Source organism: Sulfitobacter sp. (genome assembly GCF_041552635.1).
GTDB lineage: Bacteria > Pseudomonadota > Alphaproteobacteria > Rhodobacterales > Rhodobacteraceae > Sulfitobacter.
Genome location: NZ_JBFEKM010000144.1, coordinates 1 through 10,721, shown reverse-complemented (window position 1 = coordinate 10,721; position 10,721 = coordinate 1). Strand labels below are relative to the sequence as shown.

General features: G+C 57.7%; 12 protein-coding genes. 5 read left to right on the top strand and 7 right to left on the bottom strand.

Annotated elements, in window-relative coordinates; translation table 11 throughout:
* Window positions 1-17: 17 nt before the first annotated feature.
* On the bottom strand, window positions 18-1,352 hold the full coding sequence (gene tig, locus ABYT07_RS15590) for a trigger factor (protein ID WP_372992961.1): 1,335 nt from the start codon (window positions 1,350-1,352) through the stop codon (window positions 18-20).
* Window positions 1,353-1,497: 145 nt separating this feature from the next.
* A complete protein-coding gene (locus tag ABYT07_RS15585) occupies window positions 1,498-1,782 on the bottom strand; it encodes a DUF2312 domain-containing protein (protein ID WP_372992960.1) in 285 nt (94 codons plus the stop codon).
* 107 nt (window positions 1,783-1,889) lie between these two features.
* Between ABYT07_RS15585 and ABYT07_RS15580 the strand changes: the two genes are divergently transcribed.
* The 4 genes from ABYT07_RS15580 (at window position 1,890) to ABYT07_RS15565 (ending at window position 3,551) form a co-directional block, all read left to right on the top strand.
* Window positions 1,890-2,129: a hypothetical protein gene (locus tag ABYT07_RS15580; RefSeq protein WP_372992959.1), complete on the top strand. Its 240-nt coding sequence runs from the start codon at window positions 1,890-1,892 to the stop codon at window positions 2,127-2,129.
* A gap of 125 nt (window positions 2,130-2,254) precedes the next feature.
* Complete coding sequence (locus ABYT07_RS15575) at window positions 2,255-2,686, top strand: YeeE/YedE family protein (protein WP_372992958.1); 432 nt, start codon at window positions 2,255-2,257, stop codon at window positions 2,684-2,686.
* A 1-nt stretch (window position 2,687) separates the two neighbouring features.
* Window positions 2,688-3,107 (top strand): DUF6691 family protein, encoded by a 420-nt coding sequence (locus ABYT07_RS15570; RefSeq protein ID WP_372992957.1) that lies wholly within the window; start codon window positions 2,688-2,690, stop codon window positions 3,105-3,107.
* Between the two features lie 21 nt (window positions 3,108-3,128).
* Entirely contained in the window at window positions 3,129-3,551 is a 423-nt protein-coding gene (locus ABYT07_RS15565) for a TIGR01244 family sulfur transferase (RefSeq protein ID WP_372992956.1), read from the top strand.
* 13 nt (window positions 3,552-3,564) lie between these two features.
* Here the strand turns inward: ABYT07_RS15565 and ABYT07_RS15560 are convergent, their stop codons facing one another.
* From ABYT07_RS15560 to ABYT07_RS15540, 5 genes are all read right to left on the bottom strand, one after another.
* Window positions 3,565-4,803 (bottom strand): FliM/FliN family flagellar motor C-terminal domain-containing protein, encoded by a 1,239-nt coding sequence (locus ABYT07_RS15560; protein WP_372992955.1) that lies wholly within the window; start codon window positions 4,801-4,803, stop codon window positions 3,565-3,567.
* Between the two features lie 66 nt (window positions 4,804-4,869).
* A complete protein-coding gene (locus ABYT07_RS15555) occupies window positions 4,870-7,608 on the bottom strand; it encodes an ATP-binding protein (RefSeq protein ID WP_372992954.1) in 2,739 nt (912 codons plus the stop codon).
* Complete coding sequence (locus ABYT07_RS15550) at window positions 7,608-7,880, bottom strand: hypothetical protein (protein WP_372992953.1); 273 nt, start codon at window positions 7,878-7,880, stop codon at window positions 7,608-7,610. Before ABYT07_RS15550 ends, ABYT07_RS15555 begins: the two co-directional genes overlap by 1 nt.
* Window positions 7,877-8,260 carry a response regulator transcription factor gene (locus tag ABYT07_RS15545; RefSeq protein ID WP_372992952.1) on the bottom strand — a complete coding sequence of 128 codons (384 nt, stop codon included), beginning with the start codon at window positions 8,258-8,260 and terminating at the stop codon, window positions 7,877-7,879. Before ABYT07_RS15545 ends, ABYT07_RS15550 begins: the two co-directional genes overlap by 4 nt.
* A gap of 111 nt (window positions 8,261-8,371) precedes the next feature.
* Window positions 8,372-9,667, bottom strand: a complete 1,296-nt coding sequence (locus ABYT07_RS15540) for a helix-turn-helix domain-containing protein (RefSeq protein ID WP_372992951.1) — start codon at window positions 9,665-9,667, stop codon at window positions 8,372-8,374.
* A 229-nt stretch (window positions 9,668-9,896) separates the two neighbouring features.
* Here ABYT07_RS15540 and ABYT07_RS15535 point away from each other — a divergent pair.
* A partial coding sequence (locus tag ABYT07_RS15535) for an ABC transporter substrate-binding protein (protein ID WP_372992950.1) occupies window positions 9,897-10,721 on the top strand: 825 nt, incomplete at its 3' end.

Sequence of the window (10,721 nt, the reverse complement as noted above, 5' to 3'; positions counted from 1 at the left end):
TAAGAGTTCGGGAAAACTTACTCTTCGTCTTCCAGCGCCTCTACGGCCTTCTGCAGATCTTCTTTGGACACTTCTTTTTCATTCAGTGTCGCCTGATCGAACACATGGTCAACGACCTTGTCTTCAAACAAAGGTGCGCGCATTTGCTGCTGCATCTGCTGGTTTTGCTGAACGAATTCAAAGAACTGACGCTCCTGGCCCGGGTATTGACGCGCCTGGTTCATGATCGCTTGGGTCATCTCTGCGTCAGATACGGTAACTTCGGCCTTCTGACCCAGCTCTGCCAGCAGCAAACCAAGACGCACACGGCGCTCTGCCAGTGCCTTGTGCTCGTCTGTGGTTTCGATCTCGGGGTGATCGTGACCTTGGACGTCAGGGTTTTCCTCGTGCCACAGCTGGTGTGCGATTTGACCGGCTTCGGCTTCGACCAACGACGGGGGCAGATCAAAGCTGACCAGTTTGTCCAGCGCGTCGAGCAGACCACGCTTCATAACAGCGCGAGATGCGCCGAGATATTCGGCTTCCAGACGCTCTGCGATCTGCTTTTTCAGTGCTTCAAGGTCTTCGGCACCGAACTTCTTGGCCAACTCGTCATCGATCTTGGCTGCGACGGGCTTTTTGACTTCCTTGATCTTGCACTCGAACACGGCTTCCTTGCCCGCAAGATGGGGGGCTTGGTAGTCGTCAGGGAAGGACACTGTCACATCTTTTTCTTCGTCTGCAACAACGCCGACCAGCTGCTCTTCAAAACCGGGAATGAAAGAATTCGAGCCCAGCACGAGCGGATAATCTTCTGCGGCACCACCTTCAAAGGCTTCGCCGTCTACTTTGCCAAGGAAATCAAACACGATCTGGTCACCGTCTTTGGATTTCACGCCAGCTTTGCGCGATTTAAAATCCTGCGCTGTCTCGGCAAGGTTCGCCAATGCTTCGTCAACGGCAGCATCGTCCGCTTTGACGACCATCTTTTCCAGCGTGATTGAAGACAAATCGACCTCGGGGATTTCGGGCAGAGCTTCGTAGGTCATTGTGACCTCAACGTCATCGCCTTCTTTCCAGTCTTCGTTAGACATTTTCACGTCAGGCTGCATCGCTGGACGATCGCCGGACTTCTCGAAATGCTCTTGCATGGCACCGTCGATGCTTTCCTGCATCGCTTCGCCCATGATCTTGGGGCCGAACTGCTTTTTCAGCATCGCCATCGGCACTTTGCCTTTGCGAAAGCCCTTCATTTCGACTTCGGGCTGTGCTTCGGCCAGCTTTTCGTTGACCTTGGCCTCCAGCTCGGCGGCTGTCACAGTGATGGCATAGCCGCGTTTCAGACCTTCGTTCAGCGTCTCGTTGACCTGCATGTTAGCTCCATAGGGTAAGGCCGCGCATGTTTTGGCGCGGGCGGAAAAATTTCCGCTCTTCTATTTGGGCCTGCGCCGGGGCGCAAGCGGATTTGGGCCATAGCGCCCGGCTGCCGCGCGATTTAGCGCATAGCAGAGGGGTAAATCACATCCCCAAAGCTTCTTTGTACATTTCAAGCACGGCTTCTTCTTCGGCGATATCATCTTTGTCGCGCTTGCGCAGTGCGATCACCTTGCGGATTACTTTGGTGTCGTAGCCGCGTGACTTCGCTTCGGCCATGACTTCTTTTTGCTGCTCGGCAAGGTCTTTCTTTTCGGAATCAAGCCGTTCGATCCGTTCAATGAACTGACGCAATTCATTGGCAGTGACGCGGTATGTGGCGTCGCCAACGACGTCGGGGGTCTCTGGGTTTGTGTCGCTGTCGCTCATGGCGGGTATCCTGTGTCTGGCAAGGGTCAGCGCCCTGACTAACGCCGCGCCTGCCCCCCCGCAAGCCACACTTGCTCCATGAGCGCAAATCAGATAGCCCGCGCCTTATGGAAAATACATCAACGTCGCTGTTCGAAATTCTCATCTGGGCCGGGGCCGCCATTTCATTGGTCGGGCTGGTCGGGCTGGTCTGGTGCATTGTCCGGGTGACCGGTGCCAAGCGCGCGAAACTTGGCGAAGAAGAAATGCGGGCGGTTCTGCAAAACGTACTGCCGTTGAACCTTGGTGCGCTGTTTCTTTCGGTGATCGAATTGATGATGGTCGTCGTCGGGATATTGCTGGGCTAGATCCGCCCAAGGTCATTTCGTTTTGACCATTTACACATATTCAAAAAAGTATATATATCCGGTTGAACGGTGCAAAGCTTGGCTTTGCGCCCAGTTTTATGCGCAAAATTTGAAATGGATGTAGCATGATTGAGATGGACTGGATTTGGGGCCTGATCGGCGGGCTGACGATTGGCTGCGGCGGCGCGGTTTATCTGTTGGGCAACGGGCGGATCATGGGGGCCAGTGGGATCATCGGCGGTCTTGTTGATGGATCTGGCCGGCATGAATGGGTTGATCGCCTTGCCTTTTTGGCCGCATTGATCATCGCACCCGCACTCGTGGTTTATGCATCGGGCAGTGTGGCCCAAACCAATCTGACCAGCAATATCTTCATGGTTGTTCTGGCCGGTTTTCTGGTCGGGCTGGGCACGCGGATCGGCAACGGCTGCACATCAGGCCACGGCGTCTGCGGTATCTCGCGGCTTAGCCCGCGCGGCATTGTTGCGACCTTGGTTTATATCGCAGCGGGGGCGCTGGTCGTCGTCGTATTGCGCGCCATCTTGGGAGGGCTTTGAAATGCGGCACCTTTTATCACTCGTTTCGGGCGCATTGTTCGGCATTGGCCTTTACCTGTCCGGCATGACCAATACCGACAAGGTTCAGGGCTTTTTAGATTTTTTCGGCAATTGGGATCCGACGCTGGCCTTTGTCATGGGCGGTGCGATCTTGCCAATGGCCGCGGCTTGGGCACTAACACATGGTCGCAAACCGCTGATCGGCGGGAATTTCCCAGAGCGTCCAGAGACCAAATTTGACCGCAAGCTGGTTGTGGGCGCGATTTTGTTCGGGATGGGCTGGGGGCTTGTAGGACTGTGCCCCGGCCCTGCCCTTGCATCGCTAGGGTTTGGCGGGCTTGGCGGGCTGGTTTTTCTAGCAGCAATGCTGGCCGGCATGTTGGTCGCTCCCAAAGCGCGGCAAATGCTGGACAGAGCCTAAGGGGCTGGGGTAGATCAAACCATGGATATGCGTCAAATCACCCCCCGCTTCTTTGCTGCCCCCCAGATTGACCCGGCCGACATGCCGGAGATCGCAAAGGCGGGCATCACCCTGATCCTGTGCAACCGCCCGGACGCGGAAGTGCCCCCAAGCCATCAGCACACCGCAATCCAAGCGGCGGCTGAGGCGGCGGGCATCAAATTTGCGTTCCAGCCGCTGACACATCAGACAATGACGCCGGACATCATCACCCGCAATCGCGACATCAGCGTGGCGCTGGATGAAACCGTGCTGGCCTATTGTGCGTCTGGTACCCGATCAACCATCGCATGGGCCTTGGGTCAGGCGGGCGAACAGCCCGCTGACGACCTGATCGCGGCGGCGCGGGCTGGCGGGTATGACGTCAGCCACATGCGTGGATTGCTTAGCGCCAGCTACGGCTGAAACGCCCCGATACCTAGCCGATGTTAAATTGGCTAGGCACATCACTTTCTTCATCATCTGACATCCCGAACCCGTCTTCGAGACCGGGCAAATCAGACATGTCAGGCATCGTCTCCATCTCCGGCATCTCTGTCATGCCGTCCATGGCAGAGAAATCGGCCATCGGGGACATTTCCGGCAAATCAGACATATCCGGCATCTGGGGCGCATCGTTTTGCCAGTCAGGGGTGGTCATGCCACCACCCTGATGTTCCAAGGCGGGCAGATTGTCAGGGTCATAGACAGCCTCGAACGAGGCATCATATGCACCTTGGGCAGCCAATTCCCCTACATCTTCCGCGCGGCGTTTAGGCGCGTCACGTGTTTTAGCGCGATGTTTCAGACGCAAGGCCCGCATCCCGTCCGATTGTCCAAGCGCCCCAAAACCCAGAACACGGCCATCTTTCGTCCTGACTTGCGCAGAATCAAAAGAAACGGTCCCCAATTCCAATACCTGCCCGATATGCAGGTCGCCTGCGTCGCGAATAGACATGGTAACCTGCGCAAGCGAGACCATCAGATCAGCCTTTAGCTGCAATACAGAGCTGCTGAGCGTTTTGGGCGCGACGGGAACTTCGACGGTTTCACCCTCAAGACTGGGTTGCACCGCCACCGAATGACGGGACGGCACAGGCAGACAAATCACAAGTTCACCCTGGCGGGCCCCCTGCGCCATATCAACGGTCATCCGAAAGACGTGAAATTCTGCCGCGTCCAGCGACAACATCAACAACCGCACATTGTGCGATCTGGCCCCGAACCGGTACCCTGAAAGCACTGCGCGATCTTCGTCAGTTTCCAACAACAAGGTGGCACGCTGAAGCAATGAATCGATCATCGGGGCAGCCAATGCAGCATCCGTGCCGGTCATCGTCCGGGCAGCACCGGTTGGTGCATCAAGCACCTTCCCCATGGTTTGTTGCTGTATCAAGCCGCCGACAAGGGACGGATCAATCATCACTGCCCCGCACAGCCCACGGGGACCATCCATCAGGACAAGCAGGTTTTCATCCTTGAAAATATCCCGACAACTTTCATTATCGACGGTTTCTTGGGTCACCCCGATCGTGGCCAAAGGCAGCGAAAACAGATCATTGCCAACTTTGGACAGGGTCAACCGCAGCGCTTTGGGTACTGAAACAGTGCGGGACTGGTGCAATGCCTGTCCTGCCTGCGTCTTTCGCCGCATCGCTGATTGAAGTTGATCCGTCACCTAATACTCCGCCCGGCACCTGTCCCACTTGCGTCCGTTCTAAAGGCTTAATGGTTACTATGGTCTTTATGCAGATGCAGCGAAGGGGTTTAATTCCGGAAATTTGCCCGGTTGGGTTGTCGGCAACGTCACGCGAAACCCGGTTCCGGGGCTGTCTGACAGATAGGCAATATCACCGCGCAGCCGGGTGATGATCTCGCGACAGATAGCAAGGCCAAGGCCTGCGCCCTCGCCGCCCTGCCCTGCCACGCGGGTGAATTTCTCGAATATCAGATCACGGGCGTCGGCGTCGATGCCTGCACCATTGTCAATAAAATCGACGGCGACCATGTTGCCTGATGTATGCACGCGCACCGACAGACAGGGCGCATCGGACACACAGTATTTCTGCGCATTTGTGATCAGATTGATAAAAACCTGCGACAGCCGGTCCAAATCGGTCTCAAGCGGGATATCTTCGCTGTCACGATCCCTATCAATCGCAATGTCCCGCGTATTGGCGGCGCGTCCCGTCGTAACGGCAATATCCAGCACATCCCGCAGCGATCCGCGTTGTTGGTTCAAGGTTACTTCGCCGTTCTCAAGCACGGAGAGGTCCAGCAGATCGTCCAGCAAACGCGTCAGGCGAATTGTCTCGGAATGGATGATCGACGCATAGCGGGTCTTTTCCTGCGGGCTTAATGCCTCGGCATCGCGCAAAATCTCGGAGAACGACCGGATCGACGTCATCGGTGTCCGTAACTCGTGGCTGACCTGACTAAGAAAACTGTCTTTTTGATGGGATAACTGCGTGAGCTTGTCATTGGCGCGGCGCAGCTTTGCGGCTGTATCGGATAATTCGCGTGATTTCACCTCGAGCTGGCTGGAGTATTCCAGCATTTGCGCCGATTCGTCCGCCACGGCCAACAGATCCTGAACAGATACCGATGCCCCCCCGACCAGCTGCGACACCATCGCATGGGCCGTCGCAGCCCCCACCGAGGCGGCCAGCTCACGCTCAAGAGCCTGTACAAATGCCGGGGTTGGTTCCGGCAGGCCTTCGGATTTTTCCTGAAGCTGCGCTTGCGCCCGAAAGAACGCCTGTGCCTCGGCGGCTCCCAAAATACGCTGCGCCATGATCATCAGGTCTTCGCTGGCGGCAACCGATGCGGTCCAGCCGCGCGCCGGGCTTGAGTGGTCAAAGATGTTCACGAATTGCGCGCCTTGCAGACGCTCGACCGGGGACGGAAAGCTGAACAGCGAACCAATAATAAAGGCCAAGGTGTTCAACGACAGGCTCCAGACCACCGCATGAACCGTGGGGTCAAGCCCGCCCACGCCAAACAGCGCCTGCGGGCGCAGCCAGCCAAGCCCGAAAAGCCCCTGTTCAAGCGTTGCGGCGGACAGCGCCGCACCGGGACCAAAGCTGGGCAACAGCATCGTAAAGACCCACAGCCCAAAGCCGGTGCCCAACCCCCATAGCGCGCCCATCCGCGTGGCCCCACGCCAGAATATTCCGCCCAGCAACACCGGCAAGAATTGCGCTACCCCGCCAAACGAGATCGTCCCGATCGCCGCGAGGGTGCCACTGCCGCCGGACGCACGGTAATAGAAATACCCCAGCGAGATGATGAACAGGATCGATATCCGCCGCGACAAGATCACCACATGGCGCACGTCGCCTGATTGCTGAACGCTGGTCTGCCCCAAGGCCAGCCAGATCGGCATCACGATATGGTTGCTGACCATCGTCGACAGCGCCAGCGTCGCCACGATCACCATCGATGTGGCAGAGGAGAACCCGCCCAAAAATGCGAACATCGCCAGATTATTATGCCCCTGACTAAGCGGCAAGCTAAGCACGAACAGATCAGGGTTGGACCCTGCGGGCAGCAGATCAAGTCCAACAACCGCGATCGGCACGACGAACAGGCTCATCATCATCAGGTACAGCGGAAAGGCCCAGCTGGCGGTCTGTAGATGCCGCTCTTCGTCGTTTTCGACCACCATCACCTGAAACATGCGCGGCAAACACACAAAGGCCGCCGCCGCCAGAAAGGTCAACGCGGCCCAGCGTCCGCCGTCCACCTGCCATGTGCCAATGGCGGATTGATCGATGCGGGTCATCGCCTCGGTCACGCCACCGGCAAGGCCCCAGACGACGAACACGCCCACCGCGATCAACGCCAGCAATTTAACGACAGCCTCTACCGCGATGGCGATGACAACACCGTGGTGACGTTCGTTTACGTTCAGATTGCGGGTGCCGAACAATACGGTGAACAGCGCCAGACCGATGGCAATCCAGAATGCCGCTTGGGCGGTGTTGATCGGATCAGCCTGCCCATCCAACACGCCGTTTGCAACACCCGTCGGGGCCGCGAAAATCGACAGCGACAAGGTAACCGATTGCAATTGCAAGGCAATATAGGGCGTGACACCGATTACCGCCATCACGGTGACCAGAATGGCCAGCAGGTTCGATTTACCATAGCGCGATGAAATCAGATCAGCGACAGATGTGACCCGGTGCGACCGGCCAATCCGCACCAAACGCCGCAACAGCCACCACCATCCGATCATCACAAGGCTGGGCCCCAGATAAATCGTCACATATTCCAGCCCCGACCGCGCTGCATAGCCAACCGCCCCGTAAAACGTCCAACCGGTACAATAGATCGACAGCGACAGTGTATAAACCAAGGGCGAGCGCAGCAGCCAATCGCCCCGCCCGCGGATCGCGGCGCGTTCGGCGGCAAAGGCCACCATAAACAGCCCCACCACATACAGCAGGCACACTGCGATCAGCTGATTGAGGGATACCATCAGTTTTGGGCTTCTTGGACAATCTGGCGCGCCGTGCGCCGCCACAACAAGCACCCCAAAACAATGCCGCCCAGCCAGACGCCAAAGATATAACGCACTGCATGGGACATCGGCACCGCCACCGCATCACCGGAATCTTGTACCGGCCAAAGCAGTGGCACCATCCAGAACGCCAACATCAACAAAGGCAACAGCCGAACCGCATCCATCATACGGCGAAACCGGTAACTGCGCCGTTCCAGAAACAACGGAGATCCCGGCCTGTTGGTCATGCGCTCAGCGATCCCGGAGCCGTTAGCTCATGCACGGCGTTGATCATCTCTTCGTTGGAAAACGGTTTCGTCATGAAACGGCTAACCCCGGCGAGTTCTGCCATCTCGCGGTCACGGGCATGGCCGCGCGCCGTCAGCATCAGAATTGGCATATCCGTGAACCTAGCATCGGCGCGCAGTTCCTTGAGGATTTCAAACCCGCTTTTACCCGGCAGCATCACATCAAGCATCACCAGATCGGGTTTGGCGTTGCGGATCACTTCGACGGCGGCATTGCCATTCGCCAAGGTTTCAACCCGCCAGCCTTCTCGGCCCAGCAAGAACCTGATCGCCTCCGCGATGTTTGTCTCATCCTCGACGAGCACAACGTGCTTTGCCATCGGTATATCCCTCCGCTTTTGGCCACGGCCCCCTTATCTGGGGGTCTCGACGGGCCGAAGTTTACGATGCACCGATTTTTCATCCCTGTCAAAAGCATGATACCCCTACCTTCAGACACCATCATACAGGATCGACGGTTCACGCCGCGCAGCACAGCCGTCTCGCGGGCAGGTCCGACAGGTCGCGCCGACATCCTGTCTGGCGCTGGACACATCCCGCGCCGGCAGGATCAACATCACCGCCTGCATCAACGGCGGCGTGTTATAACTTGCGGGGCCAACTGTTTCGCAGGTCGCGATGCAGTCGAACTCTGCTGACGCCCGCCCAAGTTGGTGTAGCCGTTCACGCGCCACGACGCCAATCTGCCCCAGAACCGAAAACAAAGGCCACATCGGGCAACACGCCCCGAAACGCGGCACCACAAACCCGTCAATGGACTTGCGAAAGATAACCGTCCCGGAACGGTCGCACACCAACAGCCCTGCGCCCAATTCCGGCACCGACGCCATGCGGCGCAAGATGCGGGCGACGGGCAGGTTCAGGCGTGCAGCAAGAGCGACGGGATCGGGCCCCAAGGCTTCCAGCCCGGCCCTGAGGTCAGAGAGAGACAGGGCATCGGCATCGCGCGCCACTTGTTGCAAAACATTCCCCGCGATGTGACGCGCCGCAACGCTTTGCAATTCGGGGGCGGCTTTGGTCAGCTTTTCGATGGCACCCACATCATGCCCTGCAACCTCTAGCGTGGCAAAGCTGAAACGGTGGGCTTCCAGGAACGCCTCGACCTCCTCTTGGGGGGAATTGGCGACCGATGACGCCTCGGGGTCGGCCTCAAGATACCCGACCAACGCTTGGGCACTGTCGGCCAGGCGGCGGCTGTCCTGATCTATGTTGACATGAAAGCGGTCGCGCCATTCCGGTTCAAGCGTCTTGGTATCGGCAAGGATCGACGCCGTCGACCGGATCGCGGCAGCTGTGGTCAGCAGTTCATGCATCGACGCCGCAAGATGCGGGTCATGCGCCAGACGGTCGGTCAGGGTCTCCACCGTACGCTCCAGCGTTGCAATGCGGCGCTGCGCGGTGGCCAAAACATCGGCCCAACCGGGAAAACGGCCCGCAAACTCATCGGCACGTCCCGCTTCGGGTCCGGTCAGGCCCGCACTATCGGCGGCCTCGCGCAGGGACCCGATCAAGGCAGCCTCGGCCCCTTCGGTCAGGGCGGTTGGTTCGACGCCAAGCGCGCTTGCGATGTTTAGCAGCAGCTTTCCGCCGATTCTGCGCCGGTTGTGTTCGATCAAATTCAGGTAGCTGGCTGAAATACCGATCACATTGGCAAGGTCTGCTTGCTTCTGCCCTGCCATGATCCGCCGCTCGCGGATACGACTGCCGGTCAGCGCCTCACGCGACAAAAGTCGTAGATCCTGAATTAGCGCGCGATTTCAACGGCTTTCTGCAATGCAACATCATAAAATTTACAATCTCCCTACTGACTTAGCGAATATGTTTACAGAATAAGTGTTTTTATCAAGGGGCTTATTGATTGGTTTTCAGTTTTCACATCTTATCCTATTTGCACCTCTGTGCATCGCGTACATGGACAATAACCATGACGCGGTTTCAACAATTGGGAGGAAATACATGTCATTTTCGAATTTGACACGTCGTGGTCTGATCAAGACCGGTGCCGTTGCAGGCGCTGGTCTTGCTCTGCCGACGTATCTTAGCGCTGCGGCGCATTCCGGCTTCACCAACGCGCCACAGGGCGACACGGTAACGCTGGGCTTTAACGTTCCACAATCCGGTCCCTACGCGGACGAAGGCGCAGACGAACTGCGCGCATTCGAACTGGCGGTCGAGCACCTGAACGGCATGGGCGACGGCGGCATGCTGCAAACCTTCAGCTCAAAAGCGCTGGACGGTACAGGCATCATGGGCAAGAAAGTCCAGTTCGTCACCGGCGACACGCAGACAAAATCCGACGCGGCACGTGCCTCGGCACAGTCGATGATCCAAAAAGACGGCGCAATCATGATCTCCGGTGGCTCGTCCTCGGGTGTGGCTGTTGCTGTTCAGGGCCTGTGCCAAGAAGCTGGCGTGCTCTTCATGGCGGGTCTGACCCACTCGAACGACACAACAGGTAAAGACAAGAAGGCCAACGGTTTCCGTCACTTCTTTAACGCCTACATGTCTGCTGCCGCTTTGGCACCGGTTCTCAAGAACCTCTATGGCGATGACCGCAAGGTTTACAGCCTGACAGCCGACTATACATGGGGCTGGACGCAGCAGGAATCGATCCAAGCCGCAACCGAGGCAATGGGTTGGGAAACCATCAACGACGTGCGCACACCGCTCGCCGCGACTGACTTCTCCTCCTATATCGCACCAGTTCTGAACTCCGGTGCCGATGTTCTGGTTCTGAACCACTACGGCGGGAACATGGTTAACTCCTTGACCAACGCTGTT

Coding starts and splice junctions, on each gene's coding strand:
- tig (WP_372992961.1), bottom strand. CDS start 1,352: ATGCAGGTCAACGAGACGCTGAACGAAGGTCTGAAACGCGGCTATGCC.
- ABYT07_RS15585 (WP_372992960.1), bottom strand. CDS start 1,782: ATGAGCGACAGCGACACAAACCCAGAGACCCCCGACGTCGTTGGCGAC.
- ABYT07_RS15580 (WP_372992959.1), top strand. CDS start 1,890: ATGGAAAATACATCAACGTCGCTGTTCGAAATTCTCATCTGGGCCGGG.
- ABYT07_RS15575 (WP_372992958.1), top strand. CDS start 2,255: ATGATTGAGATGGACTGGATTTGGGGCCTGATCGGCGGGCTGACGATT.
- ABYT07_RS15570 (WP_372992957.1), top strand. CDS start 2,688: ATGCGGCACCTTTTATCACTCGTTTCGGGCGCATTGTTCGGCATTGGC.
- ABYT07_RS15565 (WP_372992956.1), top strand. CDS start 3,129: ATGGATATGCGTCAAATCACCCCCCGCTTCTTTGCTGCCCCCCAGATT.
- ABYT07_RS15555 (WP_372992954.1), bottom strand. CDS start 7,608: ATGGTATCCCTCAATCAGCTGATCGCAGTGTGCCTGCTGTATGTGGTG.
- ABYT07_RS15550 (WP_372992953.1), bottom strand. CDS start 7,880: ATGACCAACAGGCCGGGATCTCCGTTGTTTCTGGAACGGCGCAGTTAC.
- ABYT07_RS15545 (WP_372992952.1), bottom strand. CDS start 8,260: ATGGCAAAGCACGTTGTGCTCGTCGAGGATGAGACAAACATCGCGGAG.